Origin of the sequence: Acidaminobacter hydrogenoformans DSM 2784, from assembly GCF_900103005.1 — a bacterium.
Taxonomy (GTDB): domain Bacteria; phylum Bacillota; class Clostridia; order Peptostreptococcales; family Acidaminobacteraceae; genus Acidaminobacter; species Acidaminobacter hydrogenoformans.
On record NZ_FMWL01000003.1, the window covers coordinates 292400 to 311183 of the forward strand.

Here is an 18784-nt window from a genome sequence, read left to right on the forward strand (position 1 = left end):
AAACCTATCAATACGTTATCGAAAAACAGGATCTTATTTATGGGAGCATGCCAAATGACGCCTCCATAAATTGGACAATTGGATATTTTGATAATGGAATCACTAAAATTATACATTTAATTATAGTCTTTCTGTGTCACTCATTTTTTTTAGTAAAAAAGCAATTTCAAATTGAATTCTATACATATTATCAAACGGATTCAACTCCATTATTTCTATAATCTTCCTTTTTCGATTTAAAACTGTATTTTTATGTACGAACAATAACTCCGAAACTTTTAAAGTATCTTGTGCATTTTCAATTAAACATCTAAAAGTCTTCACCAATTCTGTATTGTTCTTTACATCAGATTCGTTTAATTTATCTAATTTTCGATTTATCCAAAGTTCCATATCAGTATTTCTAATAAATTCATCCAGTCGATCAAACAATTGTATATTTTTGTAAAAGTGAATACTGCTTTGATTATCTATTTTCCTACCAATTTCACATGCTTTAAGACCATTTTGAAAACTGTTACTTATTCCCATGATAGTGTCAAATTCATTTCCCACTCCAATAATTACATCAGATTTTAATATCGAATGGACAGTTTTAATTATTGACTCACTAAATGTAGTGATTCTTTTAATTAAACCTTGCTTTGAATCATCTTTACAAAGTAAAATTACTATTTTATCTCCATGAGATATTACGATATTATTATAATTTTCCTTAAAAAGTTCTTTTTTGATTTTATTGTGTGCAACAGAATTTAACTCCATCCATTTCTCTTCTGTAAAACTGCGATCAAGTAATAACGTATTGTCAATTTCTACAACGATGACACATGTGATTGATGTTATATCCAATCCGAAATTCTTGGCTCTCTTAGATATGGTAGCAGTATCTTTAAAAGTCATATTCAGAAGATCATCAAAGAATTCGCTCTCAATTCTCTGCCTGATTTCTTTCATCCTGATTTTTTTTATTGATGCTAATGTAACTGCTGTTTTCGCATGATCTATTGCAATATGATCTAATTCTCCAAGATCACTTGAGTTAAAAATTACAAAAAAACCATATAATGATTCCCCAACAATAATTGGATTTATCAAAGTGTTCGACAAATCCGTACTTTCATAATCAGAAAATATGCCATACTTATTCTTTGTTATGTTTGTAATATTATTGATTATCCAATCGTGAATTTTACAAACAATTTTGTCATCTGCAAAGGTTTTAATGTTTTCACACATAAAGTATTCATCGTATGGATCAATCATAAGAACCGGCTTTTTTATTAAGTTCGAAAGTAATTCTACCAAATCAGCCAAATTCATGCCATCAATAACTGCCTTGGTCATTTCATCGTGAACTTTCAAAGAGTACTCTAACATTCTGTTTTTACGTTCTAATATTCGATCAACCAATGGCATAATAATGTCAATGTAAGCAATATGCTTTGGTAATGTAATAATTGGAAAGCCCAGATCATTTGCTAATTCAATATTTGAATAAGATATTTTTTTTAGCCAAACTCCAAAGTGACAAACCACTAAACCAGCACAATTATGTTTTGATAAGTCAAGTAATAATTGCCTCAATTTTTCATCATCATTTCCAATCGAATATAGTGCCGAAAGCTGCAGTTCTCCACCTCTATACCATGACGTAGCGCTGGGAACTTCAATAACACTTACACTCTTGATTACGTTATTTAATCCAGTTTCACCAGCTACTAATTTGCCTTCTTTTAATTTACCGATCATCAACGCTTCGCTAACTGTAATATCCATTAGTAAACCTCCTCAAAGGTTTGTTTTCAGTTCATGGTCATGAATAATTATATCATATTTCAATTTGTAAATTGTTTAACCCGAATCCGAATTACCTGCTTTTGGGAAGGTAGTGTTTAAGCTACCTAAATTTATAGGCATATAAAGGCCCAACGAATCTGCACAAGTAGTTAAAGGACTTCACAAAGTCTATGCAAATCTTAACTCTGACAGAATCGCATGATATGTACATTTTTAGATTCTTTTTCTTATATGACATCAAAAAGTTTAATGTTTCACTTCAAACAATATGTCGTTAACGTCCAGTACTTATTTTCCTAAAAGCAACGAAGATTTTCACATCAAAATAAATTAACCTATCCTGTATTGAACTCACGCGCCCAGGTATCGCGATTTCAACATTTTACAGTAGAATATCCATTATCATACCGCAGTCTGTGTATTATACATGTTGTCAAGCGATAATTTGATCAAGTAATTGCTGCAAATATTGCTACGGTGAAAACAGGACTGGAGATCCGCGAAAAGAAAAAGATACCTGATTCCGTTCTCGGTATGTCGTTAGACAGATTATTATCTTCTTTGTATTTGCCTCTGTCTCTTCCCTTGTCCCAACCTTCGCCAAAAGAAAAGCGACGCATCTGGGCTCATTACCCTCCGCGTCGCTTATGATTTCTTACACCTTCCATTACTTATAACTGACCACCCGTACGCCGCACCGTTCCACCAGTTCCTTAAGGGCTTCCATCCGAGCTTCGTCCGGTATTTCGTATTTGTACAGTCGTTCCATCATATTCAGTGCCTCATATTTATAATTGCCATAGGGGTGATACGGCAGAAGCTCAATGGTCGCTCTCGGACATGTCTCATTTACAAAGAGCGCGGTCGCCTCAATATTTACTTCATCATCGTTGACCCCTGGGACTACAGGAATACGCACCACCACATCCACCCCTAAAGTCGCCAGACGTCTGAAATTCTCGAGAATCTTTTCGTTATCCCGGCCCGTCATTTCGAGATGGCGCTGCCCGTCCATGAGCTTGAGGTCGAAAAAAATATGATCCATAAGCGTCAGACTTTCCGCGACTCCATCCCATTCAAAAAAGCCACAGGTCTCCAGGGCCAAATGGACGTCCAGATCGTACAATTCTCGCGCTAAAGCGTTAAAGAAATCCGTCTGCAGCGTGGCTTCGCCACCGGAAAAGGTCACCCCACCTCCAGAGGCTTGGAAAAAGATATTATTGCGCATCACTTTTTCAACCACTTCAGAGACCGGCATTTCGCTGCCCATCATGGCTTTTGCCCCACTTGGACAGACCTCAACACATTTGCCGCAGAGCGTACATCTTGACGGATCCACATGATGGGGCGGCGCTGTTCCAAGCGCCCCTTTGCAGGCCGGCCCAGTCCCCGACCAGACTTCGCAGGAAGTCCCTGTCCCCGACCAAACCGCCTCCACAGGACAGGCTTCCAGGCAGCGGCCACAGTCTATGCAGCGGCTGGCGTGTGAGGCTATGACGGGACTCCTGCCCCAGGTCTCAGGGTTGGCGCACCATTTACAACGCAGGGGACATCCGGAGAGAAAGATTGTGGTACGGATGCCGTCGCCATCATGTATTGAAAAATCCTGAAGCTGTGATACCACCCCGGTCATCCGCTCACCCCTCTCTTGCTTTTTCTAAAGTTAACTACAGTTCAAAGATTCATCACCGGGGTTCTCAGCTGCACCTCAAATCGACGCATGGGCATTTCGTGCAATAATAGCCTCTTGGACCTCTGGCGACAGATTGACAAACTGCGTGCTGTAGCCGGCGACCCGCACCAGCAGATCCTTGTAGTCCTGAGGCCGCTCCTGAGCCTTTCTCAATACCTCATTCGAAACGGTGTTGAACTGGACATGGAACGCCCCAAGGGAGAAATATGCCCGGATCATGGATTTTAGATTGTTCACGCCCCGGCGAGTTTCTAAGAAATCCGACATCAGCCGGAGATTCAAAAGCGTTCCCCCAGTATGGACGTCGTGATTCATCTTAGCCGCGGAGCGCATGGCTGCCAGCGGCGTGGAGGTGTCTGACCCCACATAAGGCGACACGCCTTCCGTCAGAGGCTGGCGGGCTCTGCGCCCACAAGGCGTCGCGCCCACGACCTTTCCTGCCGGAATATAGTTCGAAATTCCCATAAACGCCGTATTGAAAGGGGAACCAAAGATGTCCTTGTATTTGCGTGTTTCATGATAGTAATAATTGGCGATCGACTGAGCAATACGGTCGACCTCTTCCTTGTCATTGCCGTATTTCTCCACCTGGACAGCCCTGCGCTGGAGGTCCTCATACCCCACCCAGTCAGCGGCCATGGCCTCCGCGAATTCCTGGAGGGTCGCGGCCTTTTCTTCAAACACCAGCTTTTTGATGGCCATGAGGGAATTCGCCACGACCCCAAGACCAATCCCTGTCAGTACCGGACCTACATTATAGAGAGCCCCGCCCCGGCTGAGATCCCTGCCCTTTTCAAAGCAACCATCCACGCAGGTAGACAAGAACGGCCGCGGTACCATTTCAGAGTGCAGCTGCTGGGCAATGACAGTTCCTATGACGGAATGATGGACCAAGTAACTCAGCTGTTCCTCAAAAGCTGCCTTGATCTCTTCAAAGCTTTCGAAGGCCGTCAGCGGTTTCATGGCAATGCCTTCCGCCTCGCCCCGCAAACGGCTGTTGCCCTCATTCAGGGCATATTCCAGCGCCGCTCCAAAGTTGACGTTCACGGCAGCTGTCCACTGACCCGTTTTTCTGAAATGCGGCACCACACAGCCGCAGTTGTTCCAGTCTCTGGCGTCCTCCGGCTCGTAGCCCGCCTGGAGGAGCATTCTGGAGCCCGCGTCGTCATTGTGGATCGCCGGGAAACCGGTTCCCGTCTTCACCAGGTCCACGACGGCGTTGAGGAAGGCTTCAGGACAATCCGCATGGACCCGGACGCTGAGGCCAGGCTGATGGGTCTTCACCCGCTTCGTGGCCTCCAGACACATATAGGTGATAGCGTTGGTGGCGTCTGAGCCGTCCCGGTTGCGACCTCCAACGGTTAAGTTCTGGAACTGGTTATAGCCCGCGAAGAAGTCCGCGGTGTTGGCAGAAATCGTCCAGACCCACTCGGACAGCTTGATCCATAGTGCCTCAATCAGTTCCTGGGCTTCCCCCGGTGTAATTCGTCCGTTCGCCAGGTCCGCGGCGTAGAAGGGATACATGTACTGGTCAAACCGGCCCGGATTAAGTGCCAACGGATTCTCGGAAATAATGGCACCCAGCTGAACAAACCATACAAATTGGATCGCCTCCCGGAAGGTCTCAGGCGGTTTGGCAGGAATTTTTCGGCAGACCCTGGCGATCTCACGAAGCTCCTCCAGCCGCTGCTTTGGCGGGACTGTACCTTTTGACAGCCCGTCTTTATCCCCGCCTTTGACAAGCTCTGCCTCAAGTGCTATGACCATCTCTTCCGCTTTGTCCGCATAGCGGTTCGCGAAAGTCACAATAGCCTCGGCCGCAATCGCTATTGACTGATAAAACTGACGCTTCTCAATAGCTTCACGGCTGATGGGCTCAAGCTCAGAAAGCTTGGCCTCCGCCTCCTCACGAATGCGGTCATAGCCCTTTGGAAACAGCGTCTCCAGATAATCCGGGGTCACTTCTCCAATAGCCTGGCGCCATTTGGAATCATTGTCTATGATGCCGGTATCAATCAGTATTTTTGCTGTCGTTTCCGGCACCCGGTTTAGGAACGCCTCTTCCAAAGATTTGCCCTTCCAGTATGGAAAAATATGCTCCCGGACATAGGCCCTCTGTTCATCCGTCATAACATAAGGATCCTGAGGTCTGGTCTCGAAGGTATCCATTTCCTTTTCGACCCACTTCCATGAGAATTCCGGCGTCAGAATCCCCGTTCTTCGAAAGCGTCCAGCAGTGCCGACCAGCAGCTCATCTTCAAAGATTTGCACAGGGAGCTCCTGGCAAGCCTTCAGGAAGGCTTTTGCCCGTCTGATCTCAATAGGCTCGCCCTCTGTCTCCTGATGGGAGCGGGTCCAAAGCTCTGCCCTGTCATAGCAGATCATGGGCTTGGAATTCACATAAGATTGTCTAAAGCTCTCAATTCTATCCGTTATCTTCATGGATGTCCCTCCTGTTTTACGGCATTTTCAAGGGTTTGGAGCGTACTATAAGTCAAATTTTATTTTATATTTTATAATATTTTATAGCTTATATTATAGCCGTCTCAGGGTGGCGCGTCAATCCCGGCTGGCGGCCATAACCCTAGTTTTCTTCTCTCTTTAGAGCCTCAATCAAAGACACCATAGCCATCCGCATATGCTGTTCGAGATCAAAGCAAGCCTCATCAATTTTCTTTTCTTCTGCAGCGCTCAGGATCCGGCGGTGAAATTCCTGTGAAAGATCGTTATTTAAGTGCTCAATCAGATAGCGGCGCATGTAACGTTCAACCTGATGATGCAGATTTTCGATCAGCTCCAGCAAAAAAGTGTTCCCGCAGCGGCGATAAAGAATGGTATGAAGCGCCATGTTGAGCTGGCTCAGCTCTTTGCCCGTTTTCGCCCGGTCCAGCTGCTCAATAAGCCGCCCCGCCGCCTTATAGTCCGTCTTTGTGAGCCTTGGAATCGACATGGCAAGTGCGCCCTTTTCAATCAGAATCCTCGTCTCAAAAATTTCTCTCGCCCGCTCGCTGGACATTCCGCTGACGAAAGCCCCTTTATTGGGATAAAAGGTCACAAGACCTTCTGTTTCCAAATTTCTAAGCGCTTCCCGCACGGGAATCAGACTGCTGTCAAACCGTCTGGAGATTTCCTCCTGCTTTAACTGAGCGCCAGACTCAAGCTCTCCATCCAAAATTGCCTCTCTCAGCTCGCCGGCAATGATGGCCGGTAAATTTTGATAGGTTCTGCCCTTTTTTTTAACTTCGACTGCCATGAATTCAGTCCTTTCACCAGATCTCTCAGTATCTCAAGCAGCGCTTCAATACCTTGAATCGAACCAAAATAAATTTATAACCATTATAGCAGAAAGAACCTCCGTTGACACCTGATCCCCCCTGCAAAGTCCCATTGTCGCCCAGATAGGAACGTGATACTATTATTTGCAGGTACTAATCAGAACCACAGGCAAAGGGGGCGCTATCATCATGAAAAAATCCATCAAAGAGTTTTTCTTTATCAACATAGGCCTGGCTATGGTCGCGGCGGGCATCTACTTCTTTCTTGTGCCCAACAATGTGGCAGCTGGCGGCGTCAGTGGCCTGGCTATGGTCATCAATCACTATTTTCCCATCATTCCCATAGGCGCTTTCATGATGATGATGAACGTGATCCTGTTCATAGTCGGCATCATCTTTATAGGCCGGGACTTTGGCGTTCGGACCATTTATTCCAGCCTGATGCTCTCGGGCATGATCTGGCTTTTCGAGTCCCTTTTTCCCCTTGCCGCACCTCTAACGGGAGACATCCTTCTGGAAATGATCTATGGGATCATGCTGGCTGGCGGCGGGATGGGCATGGTGTTCCTCAACAACGCCTCAACGGGAGGCACAGACATCATTGCCAAGATTCTGAATAAGTATTTTCAGATCGCCATCGGCAAAGGCCTTCTCATGGCGGACTTCCTGATCGTGTCTGCCGCCGGTGTGGCCTTTGGGATCCAGAGCGGCCTGTATGCGCTGCTGGCGGTCATCATCAATGGCTTTGTGATCGACGCGGTGATCGAGGGTCTTCAGACCAATAAACAGGTGACCATTATTGCGACGAAAGTCGACGAGATCAGTAAGTTTATCATCACCGACCTGGGACGGGGCGCGACGCTGTATCAGGCCAGAGGTGCCTATACGAACGAGTCCAGAGAGATCATCATGACCATTGTGGACCGGAAGGAATTCATCCGGCTGCGGAATTATATCAAGTCGGTGGACCAGCGGGCGTTTATCTCCGTCAGCAAGATCCACGAAACCCTGGGCGAAGGGTTCAAGAGTTTGCTGCATTAGGCGCGCAAGCGGCCTTCAAAACCAGGATTGGCGAACAGCTTAGTTTTCGCCCCTGTATAAGTACCCATAACGAAAGGACGGATGCACATGCCAGTGAAAATTCTCGTGGTAGGCAGCCTCAACATGGACCTGGTGGCTACGGTTGAGGCCCTGCCTCAGGTTGGTGAAACACTGACGGGAAAGCGCTTTGACACCTATCCCGGCGGCAAGGGCGCGAACCAGGCGGTGGCCGCGGCCCGGATGGGCGCCTCGGTGGCCATGCTGGGCGCGGTTGGCTCGGAGGATTATGGCCGCCGCCTTCTTGATGGCCTGACCTTGGATGACATTGATGTCTCAGGGGTTGCAGTGCTTCCAGGTGTCCCCACAGGCACCGCCCTCATCACCGTTTCTGCCGATGGTCACAACACCATCATTGTCATCCCCGGCGCCAACGGCGCGGTCCAGCCTGCTGATCTCGACGCTGCGGCAGACGCCTTCGAGGCTTGTGAGGTTGTGGTTCTCCAGCTGGAGCTGCCCATGGCAGCCGTGGTGCGGGCCGCTGCGCTGGCCCGTTCCCTTGGAAAAAAGGTCGTCTTGAATCCCGCACCCTTTCAGCCGATGCCGCAGACACTGATTTCCCTGGTGGACGTTTTGGTGGTCAACGAAATCGAAGGCCTACAGCTCAGCGGCCTCGGCGGCGGCTTAAATGACAACGCGCAGGCGGGGACTGGACCGCACCACGAAGAAGTCATGGACGCCTTGGTGGCGCAAGGTTATCCGGTCGTCTTGATGACCCTGGGTGCTGAAGGGGTTTTGTATACAGGTGAAGGGTTATCCGGTCACGTGCCGGCCGCCACGGTCAAGGCCGTGGATACGACCGCTGCCGGGGACACGTTTACAGGGACCTTCGCGGCCTTTTGGCCGGAGGTGGGTCTGGAACGAGCCGTCGCGCTGGCGGTGGAAGCCGCAGGCATTGCTGTAACGCGGCCAGGCGCTCAGACCTCCATTCCGTACAGGCGGGAGCTGTCGGTGGTTGGGGACAGGGACTAACCAAAGAATTGAGGTTTCAGAAGGTATTGGAGACAAAAGCTTCAAAACAAAAACCGCCTCAGAGTTTGCATCCGGCATGGCCGAAAGCTCTGAGGCGGTTATTTTAATGCTTTGATCAATGAAAACGTCACTGAAAGCATCACCGGCAGCGCACCTGAATGCCTGACGACTACTCTACAGGCTGTTCCTCTTCAATAGTTTTCAGCATAAACAAGTGAATAGTGACCGCTATGCCCACGACGCCCAGAAACAGTCTGATGTGGAGGCTGTCCACTATGATTCCAGAGAGGATCAGCGTTAGCCAGAGGAAGATCAAAGCCGCAGTGCGCGCCCGCCGCCTGACGCCCCGGTACATGATATAGTCGTAAAGATAAGGCCCAAGGATTCTGTGGTTCATCAGCCAATCATACAGCCTTTTCGAGCTTCGCATATAGCAATAGGAGGCGACCAGCAGAAACGGCGTCGTGGGCAGTACCGGCAGAACCACACCCACCATGCCAAGGACGAGTGCCACGCTGCCGGCTGCAATCAGCAAATGCTTCTTTAAGGTTTGTGACATCCGCGCGCCTCCTTCCCAACATTTTTCTTCATATTATTTTATCTGATCGATCAGGCTGCTATCTAAGTAAAGGGGCTCCAATACCACTCACTTCTTGCGCGATCTTTTCAGGCAGGTTGGACAGATCCCTTTGAAATAGACGTTCTTTTCTTCAACCTCGAAACCACTCAGATCCCCAGTATCCATAGCGGTTTCGTCCACGCCAAAATTGAAAATATTGCCGCACACCTTACATTTGAAATGGCCATGGGTCGTTGTCACTATGTCGTAACGGGATTCGTTTTCTACAATGTCAAGGGCTTTGACAAGGCCCGCTTCAAGGAATAGATTCAACGTATTGTATACCGTAGCTCTGGATAACGTTGGGACCTCGCCCAGCAGCGCACTGTAGATCATGTCCACTGATGGGTGGCTGCGATGCGTCATTAAATATTCCAGGATCATGAGTCTTTGCTGGGACGGACGGATGCCTCGCTGTGTCAGGATCGTCGACAACTGCTTAATGGAGAGCTTCTCTGCGGGCTTGTCATAATGCGTTTTGTCAGCGGATTTCATTAAAATCCCAGCTTTCGTTTAATTTGTGGTTGCAGAGCTGTACACTGAAATCATTATTTTTCTAATTTTATAATCATTATAAATCATTTTATACGGATTAGGGCAGAACGTCAAGAAAAGCCATGTCCGACTTTTTTCGGACATGGCTTAATCTTATAAACAAATTACCGAAGTTCTTTCACACCTTAGTGCTTTCACACCTTGCTTTGCTTAACTCGTCACAACACTCACACGCTTTGCTTTGACCTTTTGCACCAAGAAGATCGCCACAACAATAGCAAATCCAATGACATCCTGATAAACATTTTCTGTGATGAGCATCATAGCGCCAACGAGGGCCAGACCTCTGAACAACAGGTTGAGCTTCGCCATCAGGAATCCTTCAGCCGCAATGCCTATCAAAAACACACCGACAATGGCTGTGAAAGTCACCCTGAGTGCTATTAGCGGCGAGGTGTCGATCAATAGCAGCGACGTATTGAAGACAAACATGTAAGGGACAATAAACCCTGCGAGAGAAAGTTTGACGGACTGTAACCCTGTTTTCATTGGATCACCGCCGGATATGCCTGCTGCCGCGAAGGATGCGAGGGCCACAGGCGGCGTGATGTTTGCGAACATTGCGAAGTAAAAGACAAACATATGGGCCGCGAGGTCTGGCACACCCAGCTGTACTAAAGCCGGCGCAGCCATTGTTGCAGTAATCAGGTAAGCAGGGATAGAAGGCAGGCCCATGCCGAGAATCATGCAAGTGACCATGGTCAGAACCAGTGTCGCAAGGAGGTTGGTGCTGCCCAGCTGGATAATGGCGTTGGCCATGTTGAGGCCGAACCCGGTCAAGCTGACAACGCCTATGATGATGCCAACCACCGCACAAGCTACAGCGACGGAAACGACGGAGCGCGTACCCTCATTGAAAGCATCGAGGATATCCTTGACGCTCATTCTGGTTTCAGGCCTGATCATACTGACGAGAATGGTCACTACAATGGTTAAAAAGGCGCCAAAGATAACCGTTGTGCCACTGAAGAGCAGCATGTAAAGGAGAAAGATGATTGGGATCAGCAGATGTCCGCGTGCCTTCATGACATCCTTAACTTTTGGCAGCTCAGCTTTTGGAATGCCCATGAGCTGATCCTTGGACGCCCTGAGCTGGACCTGAACCAGGATGCCCAGGTAATAAAGGAGTGCTGGAATCGCTGCACTGACAACGATTACACTGTATCTGATGCCCAGCATCTCCGCCATGATAAAGGCTGCAGCGCCCATAATAGGTGGCAGCAGCTGTCCGCCTACTGAGGAGGACGCCTCTACAGCACCAGAAAATTCGTCGCTATAGCCGGTCTTTTTCATAAGAGGAATTGTAAAGGCGCCTGTCGTCACGACATTGGCCACCGCTGAGCCATTGATACTGCCCAAAAATCCGCTGGCAATGACGGCGACCTTGGCTGGGCCACCCTTTGTGTGCCCTGCAAGGGCTAACGCAATATCATTGAAAAATTGTCCCATGCCGGATTTATTCATGACCGCGCCAAAGAGAATAAATAAAAATATGTAACTTGCCGCGACATTGACAGAGGTTCCGTAAATGCCCTCCGTATTGATGAATGCGTGGTTGACCAGATTTGCCCAAGTGTAGCCGCGGTGCATGAAAATGCTGGGCATGTAGTTTCCAAGGAGGCCATAGGCTAAAAACAAGGCGCTGAGAATGACCAGCGGAAGTCCGGAAATTCGTCTGGAGGCTTCCATAACCAACAGTATAAGCAGGGTCCCCATGATCACATCCATGGTGTTCGGCATGCCCATTCTGTTGATAAAGCCTGCATAGTCGCTCCAAATATAAACAACGACGGCCATAGACAACACTGAAAAGACATAATCATACCAGGCCATTTTGGATCTGCTTGACTTCTTGGTCGCAGGATATAATACAAACGCCATGACGAGCATCATGCCCACGTGGAGGGAGCGATGCAAATGTGTCGCAGGATAGCCAACAAATGAAGTAATAAAATGATAAAGGGCAATAGCAATAGCCGTCCAGTATACTAAATGCTCAAAGCTCTTGTTGCCAAATTTTCTCGTCTTCGATTCTTTGTCAAATTTCTCAAGTAAGTTTGTTTGTAGCGCTTCTACGTTCTCATCGACTTGAATCAGCGATTCGTGAGCCATGTATTCAACCTCCTTTTAATTTCCAGTTTCAAGGGGTGATGATGGGGCATTTCTGAACCCAATACAATTGTCTTCCCATTCAGCACAATCGAAGACAATGCGGTGTTTGAATTAATCCATGAAATATAATCAAAGCGATCTTCAAGCTCACGCATGATCACCATACCGTTTTCGACCGTCATCTTTCCTTTGTTTTCCGGGATACCGGCGCCAAAGCCAGCAACCTGAATTTCCACAAGCTGCAGTTTATGATTGTCCATGATCCTGTAACGCTCTTTCCAAGGGATGTGCTCGAAGGAATGAATCCAGTTGTACTCCAGTAAATCGTCTGTATGGGTTGGCACTTCAACAAAACTTTCCCCTGTTTGCTGGTCGTAAATGACCAGTATAGGCTGACCCAGGTAATAAACACTGAAGGTGAGCAGCAAGATCACAGCCGCCACACCGAGGAGGGTCAAATTTTTTTTATACGAGGAAGCCAAAAATGACTTCCTCGCTTTTGGCTCTAACGACACGACGGTGTCACTACTTAATACCTTGTTCTTCATAATATTTCAGCGCTCCCGGATGGAAAGGAATGTCGACGCCAAGATGTGAGTTTTCAAGGGAGATATGCGTTGCAGCGGTTGCATGCGACGCTTTAATGTCTTCAATGTTCTCAAAGATCCCTTTGGCGAGATCGTAAACCACTTCGTCCGGAAGGTCCTTGGAGACCAGCATGATGTTGCGTACCGTTGCGGTTGTGACGTCTGTTTCGGTGTCGTAAACATCGGCAGGAATTGTCGCTTCGACGAAGAATGGATATTTATCGATCAGATTTTTTAGGCCCTCGCCCTCAATAGGTACGATGACTATTTCAGCCGCAGTGCCAAGCTCCATGACGGTGGCGTTAGGAATGCCACTGGTTACAAATACCGCGTCGACCTGGTTGTTCTTCATTTGGTCAATGGCTTCGCCGTAGTTTAAGTAATCGACTTTACTGTCTTCATAAGTCATGCCGTGCGCTTCATAAAGCATCCTGGCGTTTAGCTCGACACCAGAGTTAGGCGCGCCTATACCAACGCGTTTGCCCTTGAGATCCTCAAATTTTGTAATGCCGGTCTTGTCCGTGGTGATCAGCTGAACGTAGTTTGGATAAAGGCCCATGAGGCATCTGAGATCCTCTGCGGCCGGTTTTCCTTCAAAAGCGCCAAATGCGCCATAAGCCTGTGCTACAGAGTCTGCCATGGTGATGGCGAGCTCGGCGCCGCCCGTCATGATCAAGTTGATGTTTTCAACGGACGCACCCGTCGACTGGACTGAAGATTTATATTTCAGTTTGTTCTGAAAGACGCTGGAAAACGCGCCGCCAATAGGATAGTACAAGCCGCTGGTCGGGCCAGTTGCCACGGTTACGAAATATTGGCTGCGGTCAAGCTCAGTGCTTTCTGCCGATGGTTCCTCAGCAGGTGCTGGAGTTGCCGCCTCATTGCCGCTGCAGCCAGCCAGCATGGAAACCATTAGAAGCATGAAGGATAGAATCAGTGCCCATTTTTTCTTTGACATTCAATACGCCTCCCAATCTTTGATGCTATCTTACTAACGCAAGCGCCGTGCCAAATTCATTCATTTTGTATAATTAAACGCATCCGTCTGTTAAATTCGTTGAATCCTTGTGCTGCGAGCGCCTTCAGCTTCAGCCTTAATAATTGTACGACAGTTCATAAAACATCAAAGCGGAAAAATGTGCTGTTTGCGCCACCAAAAAAGCGGAAAAAATTGCCGCAAGGAATTTTTTTCCGCTCTTGATCTGCTGTTTTAGCTGTTCACAGTGATGACTTGCCCCCTCTCCGCCGAACTTCGGAGCGGTTGTGACATCACATAACAAGACCCTACTCATTCAATCCATAATCATTGATCTTATTTCTGAGTCCACGTTCGCTGATGCCAAGCATAGCCGCGGTGGCTTTCCTGTGTCCCTTGTTAAGGACAAGGGCTGCGCTGATCAGCTTCCGTTCTGCGTCCTGAAGTGTTAGGCCTACCAGGCTTTCCGTGCCCAGCCGAGCACCCAGAGCCAAGTCCAGCGTGTCGGTCAAATCCGTCTTATTGGCGCGAACTTCAACCGGCAAATTTTCGACTTCGATCACATCTTCCCTGGCCAATAAAACCGCACATTCAATGATATTGGACAGCTCTCTGACATTTCCGGGATAATCGTAACCCAGCAGGCACGCCTCCGCTTCCTTTGAGAAGCCTTTGACTTGCTTACGCATCTCCTTGTTATATTGCATCAGGAAATGCGCGAACAGAAGGGGCAAATCTTGTCTTCGGTCCCGCAGCGAAGGCAGGTTGATCTCAACGACATTTAAGCGAAAGTAGAGATCCTGCCTGAAGCGCCCATCCTCGACCATTTTTTTGAGATCCTGATGGGTCGCCGCAATGACGCGAATGTTGAGCCTCACCTTCTGATGGCCGCCCAGAGGGGTGTATTCCCTTTGCTGCAACACCCTCAGGAGCTTAGCCTGCAGCGAAACAGGCATGTCCCCAATTTCGTCCAGAAAAATTGTCCCGTTGTTGGCATACTCAAACTTTCCAATTTTATCCGCCATGGCGCCGGTAAACGTGCCTTTTTTATGGCCAAATAGCTCCTCTTCCAGCAGCGACTCCGGAATCGCAGCGCAGTTGATTTCCACAAAGTTTCCCTGTCGCCGCCTGCCCGCCTCGTGAATGGCCTTCGCCACCAGCTCTTTGCCCGTGCCGCTTTCGCCGGTGATCACGACACTCGTGTCGACATCCTTCAGCTTGTCGATCAATTCAAAAATCTTTTTCATGGAAGGGCTTTGGCCGATGATCCCCTGATACACAAACCGCTCATCCAGCACGCCACCATATTCGACGGTCTCTCTGGATTTCCTGAAATTCAGCGCTTCTTCCACAGCCTCTTCCAGCTCGACCAAATTCAGAGGCTTTGTCAGATAGGTATACGCGCCCTTTTTAATCGCATCTACTGAGGAGACAATAGATCCGAACGCCGTCATGATGATGACCTGAATGGAGGCGTCTATTTTTTTGATCTCTCCCAGGACATTAATGCCATCCACCGTGCCAATTTTCAGGTCAAGGAGCACCAGATGGAAGGTCTCGCGCTGAATCATGGCAAGGCCCAGCGCAGGATTTACGGTAGATTTTACGTCGTATTTGTCCTCCAGCAAAAAGCAAAGGGATGAACAAATGTCAGCTTCGTCATCTATGATCAGAATTTTTTCTTTCAATTTCCATCACTCCCAAACGTCAAAGCAATAATGGTCCCTTGTCCCTTCACGCTTTCAATTTCCATTTGTCCCTGGTTGTCCTCAACGATTTGCTTTGACAAAGGCAGGCCAATGCCGCTGCCCTTTGCCTTGGTCGTATAGAAGAGTTCGTACACATTAGCCAGCTCCTTAGGCGTCATGCCAATACCGTTATCTTCAATGGTGATTTTTACGCCTCCAGCGTGTCTTGCTGCGCTTAGCTTGATCCAGTGACCATCGGCAGCATGAGGCATTTCAAGCTTTTCATTAATGGCGTCAATGGCGTTCAGAAGCAAGTTTATGATCACTTGCTTGATCTGGTCCTGATCCACGTGAATGTAGAGCGATGCGTCCGCGTTCATGGCAAACTCAATGCCCTTGCTGGTCGCGGTATGCTGAAACAGCAGCACGCAGGACTCAAAGAGCTCCAGCACCTGCACACGGACTGGGCTGCGGGATTTAGGCCTGACGTAATCTATCAGGTTTTCAATCAGCTTGCTGACGCGCTCCACCTCGTTTGGCACCACACGTACAAGCTGTTGCTGGAAGGCTTCGCTGTCCTTTTTCCTGGGCAGCAGCTCCACATAGGCTTTGATGGAGGTGAGAGGATTTCGGATTTCGTGGGCGATGCCTGAAATCATCTGGATTAAGGCTCTGTTTTTCTCTTCTTCAGCGATTTGCTCGCGCAGAATTTTTTCCTCAGTGTAATCCTCTATGGTCAGGATGGCCCCACGCATGTGTTGGGCGTCGTCCCTCAGGGGATAGATGAAATAACGCAGTGCAAAGCGGCGGCCAAACGCTCTGTAGTCGAGCTCCTTGCCCATCAGGCTTTCACCCTCATTCAGGACATTTTCCAGGTTGCCTTCAAGCATTTTATCAAAAGGCGATAAAGCATAGACACGCTCTCCCACGGGAACCTCCTGCAAACCGCACAGCGCCAGCGCTGACTCATTCATTGCGGAAACACGGCCGTCCCTGTCCAAAATGGTGATGCTTCGCGGGCTGCTCTCAAACATGAGGTCCTTTAGCTCCGTTGCATTCCTAATCTCAATGATCTTTCGCTCTAAGGCGTCGTTGGCGCTGCTCAGCGCCCGGGTCTTTTCCCCGACTTTTCGTTTCAGCTGGAGGTTGATGTAGCCAGCGACAGCCGCGATAAAGAAGGCCGACACAATGATCAGCAACATTATTATCAAATTTCTTTCAATCCGCTGCTGGTTTTCAAGGGCTTTGTCGTTGATCCAGGTGTTGTAAATTTCTTCATAGGCGCCGCTGAGCTTTAGGTCCCGCAGTGCCGCGTTCAGCATTGCGAGCTCTGTTGCCTTCGAGGCATCCATGCCAAGGTAGTAGTCTACTGGTGTCTCAAAGCTGTTGCTGATAGTGTATTGATGTTCAATGTTATATTTGTCGAGAAGGTACTCGGCAACGTGGCGAACGCCAATCATCATGTCCGCGCGGTCCATGATCAGAAGCTCAAAGACGGCCTGCTGGCTGAAGGCCTGATTGAAATTGGCTTTTTTGACGTTCTTGACGAATTCAAACTCGACTGAATCCCGTTCAACGGCGATCAGAACCGGTTCAATACCAAGGCGGTCTTTGTACTGCTCTATCTTTTCGTCCCGGGCGATGATGGAGATAGTTGAATTAACCAAGCTCTCGCTGAAGTCCATCTGATCTTCAAGCTGGCTTAAATAGCGGATACCCAAGATGCCGTCAATTTCCTTGTTCGTTAACTTTTCAATACTTTCATTGAGCGGCATGGGAACCAGCTCGAGCTTGAGTCCAGCGCTTTCTGATAAAGTACGTATTAAATCCAGGTTGAAGCCTTTATAGACGCCAGCCTCCTGAAACTGATAAGGGGGTAGGCTGGGATCAAAGGCGATCTGCAGGCTTTCTGAGGAGGATGATGATGAGGAGGAGGAGGCGGCGGGGACATTGATTGGGGTGGACGCGGCGCTCAGCTGAATGCCACTTTGAATAGCGATAGCACATGATAAAACGAGCAATAGCCAGAGCCTTTTCAGAACGGTCACCTCCTACTTTGAAGGATTGCTTTTTAAAAGCGCAAAGTACATAGTGCCCGCCACCATGCGCTCCGCGCTTTTTTTGTTTTTGTTTTTGTGGCTGACACTGTCCTACTGCCGAATGGCTGTATTCACTTCGTCAGTATGGGCAATGCTTCAATCCAGTTCTTTAATGTATTGAAGTCGCCCTGTCGGTGATGGGACAAATCTTCACTCCCTTTATGAATCAAATGGTCCGTTAAAAGGAAGGTGTCCATCCCCAGATCCGCGACACAAAGATCCTCTTTGGCGTCATTGCCAACCATCAAACATTCGTGTGGCTCTTTTTTGAGTGCTTTAAGCACCCCTCGATAATAATCGAGATTGGGCTTGCTGTAGCTGCAGTTCTCATAAGTTGTGATCAGAGAGAAATCCTCCGGCTTCAGCCCCGCCCACTGAATTCTATAATGTGTGGCGATCGCAGGAAACAGCGGGTTCGTCGTCAACGCCAGGGTATAGCCTTTGTCTTTGAGCAGATCGACACATTCACGCGCCAGCGGGTTTTGGCTGGCGACTGCCTTTGCCTTGTCGAACTCCGTTTGGTAGAATTCTTCGAGGAGCGGCCTCAAGGCCTTGGCATCCCCTTCGTAGACGTTGTCAAAAACGCGCCAGAATTTCTCCTCGTTCGTCATGAGACCGTCATTTCGAACCATGGCTTCGGTTCCGGTCCAGATGGCTTTAAAAAGCGGCTTGGGTTCAATGCCTCTGGCAGCCATCATTTTGCCCATTAGTCCAAAATAAGTCTCCAAAAATTGATCCTGATCCAAGGGGAGCAGGGTGCCGTCCAAATCGAACAAGACTGTATTCACTCTATCTCACAGCTCCGTTTCTATGTGAAAATGGGGTTATCTGATGTTATAACTTATCCTTCAAAGTTTACCACATTCAAATTGAAAAAGGTAGTTTGGGCTCCGGCCCTGGAAGGTTTGGTTGGGGACAGGGGCTTTTGGTTGGGGACAGGCACCAACCAAAAGCCCCTGTCCCCAACCAAACCCTTTATCTAAAAAGGGGCTGTTGCATAATAGTCCCCAATAGAAGGGACAGATGGAAATCAATTTTTGATGACCATCTGTCTTTTTTAGTTCAAAAAAATTAATCAGGACCGGCTCCAAGAGCCAGTCCCGATAGGGTATAATTGATTTATGCAGAACCAAATAACCCTAAATCATAATACCCCGAAAGTCCACTTTTGGCAACTGCCTATGAATTTTAGTGTGGGCACATTAATACCAGAAGATAGCAAGGTCAGACTGGCGTGCAAAATTATCGAAAGGATGGATTTAAGCACAATATCAAGCACCAAGCCTCAAAAAGGCAGAAAGCCAGCCGTT

Annotated in this window: 14 protein-coding genes; 2 read left to right on the forward strand and 12 right to left on the reverse strand. The window is 48.2% G+C overall.

The window, feature by feature from the left end; all coding sequences use genetic code 11:
• Nucleotides 1-120 precede the first annotated feature (120 nt).
• The 4 genes from BLP63_RS05115 to BLP63_RS05130 form a co-directional block, all read right to left on the reverse strand.
• Nucleotides 121-1779 (reverse strand): PucR family transcriptional regulator, encoded by a 1659-nt coding sequence (locus tag BLP63_RS05115; RefSeq protein WP_092589810.1) that lies wholly within the window; start codon nucleotides 1777-1779, stop codon nucleotides 121-123.
• Nucleotides 1780-2467: 688 nt separating this feature from the next.
• Nucleotides 2468-3433 carry a glycyl-radical enzyme activating protein gene (locus tag BLP63_RS05120; protein ID WP_092589811.1) on the reverse strand — a complete coding sequence of 322 codons (966 nt, stop codon included), beginning with the start codon at nucleotides 3431-3433 and terminating at the stop codon, nucleotides 2468-2470.
• A gap of 75 nt (nucleotides 3434-3508) precedes the next feature.
• The gene (locus BLP63_RS05125; protein ID WP_092589812.1) at nucleotides 3509-5935 is read right to left on the reverse strand and encodes a glycyl radical protein; all 2427 of its coding nucleotides are present in this window, start codon (nucleotides 5933-5935) and stop codon (nucleotides 3509-3511) included.
• 142 nt (nucleotides 5936-6077) lie between these two features.
• Nucleotides 6078-6746 carry a GntR family transcriptional regulator gene (locus BLP63_RS05130; RefSeq protein ID WP_092589813.1) on the reverse strand — a complete coding sequence of 223 codons (669 nt, stop codon included), beginning with the start codon at nucleotides 6744-6746 and terminating at the stop codon, nucleotides 6078-6080.
• 211 nt (nucleotides 6747-6957) lie between these two features.
• Here BLP63_RS05130 and BLP63_RS05135 point away from each other — a divergent pair, with 211 nt between their 5' ends.
• Together BLP63_RS05135 and rbsK are read left to right on the forward strand one after the other, a co-directional pair.
• The gene (locus BLP63_RS05135) at nucleotides 6958-7809 is read left to right on the forward strand and encodes a YitT family protein (RefSeq protein WP_092589814.1); all 852 of its coding nucleotides are present in this window, start codon (nucleotides 6958-6960) and stop codon (nucleotides 7807-7809) included.
• 87 nt (nucleotides 7810-7896) lie between these two features.
• On the forward strand, nucleotides 7897-8838 hold the full coding sequence (gene rbsK / locus BLP63_RS05140; protein WP_170829298.1) for a ribokinase: 942 nt from the start codon (nucleotides 7897-7899) through the stop codon (nucleotides 8836-8838).
• Nucleotides 8839-9007: 169 nt separating this feature from the next.
• Here the strand turns inward: rbsK and BLP63_RS05145 are convergent, their stop codons facing one another.
• The 8 genes from BLP63_RS05145 to BLP63_RS05185 form a co-directional block, all read right to left on the reverse strand.
• Nucleotides 9008-9397: a YbaN family protein gene (locus BLP63_RS05145; protein WP_092589815.1), complete on the reverse strand. Its 390-nt coding sequence runs from the start codon at nucleotides 9395-9397 to the stop codon at nucleotides 9008-9010.
• Between the two features lie 87 nt (nucleotides 9398-9484).
• The gene (locus BLP63_RS05150) at nucleotides 9485-9952 is read right to left on the reverse strand and encodes a Fur family transcriptional regulator (protein WP_092589816.1); all 468 of its coding nucleotides are present in this window, start codon (nucleotides 9950-9952) and stop codon (nucleotides 9485-9487) included.
• Between the two features lie 210 nt (nucleotides 9953-10162).
• Nucleotides 10163-12124, reverse strand: coding sequence for a TRAP transporter permease (locus BLP63_RS05155; protein WP_092589817.1), 1962 nt, complete (start codon nucleotides 12122-12124; stop codon nucleotides 10163-10165).
• Complete coding sequence (locus BLP63_RS05160) at nucleotides 12106-12672, reverse strand: DUF1850 domain-containing protein (protein ID WP_092589818.1); 567 nt, start codon at nucleotides 12670-12672, stop codon at nucleotides 12106-12108. The genes BLP63_RS05155 and BLP63_RS05160 overlap by 19 nt, the downstream gene beginning before the upstream one ends.
• Nucleotides 12650-13669, reverse strand: coding sequence for a TAXI family TRAP transporter solute-binding subunit (locus tag BLP63_RS05165; RefSeq protein ID WP_092589819.1), 1020 nt, complete (start codon nucleotides 13667-13669; stop codon nucleotides 12650-12652). The genes BLP63_RS05160 and BLP63_RS05165 overlap by 23 nt, the downstream gene beginning before the upstream one ends.
• Nucleotides 13670-13995: 326 nt before the next feature.
• Nucleotides 13996-15375 (reverse strand): sigma-54-dependent transcriptional regulator, encoded by a 1380-nt coding sequence (locus tag BLP63_RS05175; RefSeq protein WP_092589821.1) that lies wholly within the window; start codon nucleotides 15373-15375, stop codon nucleotides 13996-13998.
• Complete coding sequence (locus BLP63_RS05180) at nucleotides 15372-17396, reverse strand: ATP-binding protein (protein ID WP_170829299.1); 2025 nt, start codon at nucleotides 17394-17396, stop codon at nucleotides 15372-15374. Before BLP63_RS05180 ends, BLP63_RS05175 begins: the two co-directional genes overlap by 4 nt.
• A 149-nt stretch (nucleotides 17397-17545) precedes the next feature.
• Entirely contained in the window at nucleotides 17546-18262 is a 717-nt protein-coding gene (locus BLP63_RS05185; protein ID WP_242870796.1) for an HAD family hydrolase, read from the reverse strand.
• Nucleotides 18263-18784 lie beyond the last annotated feature (522 nt).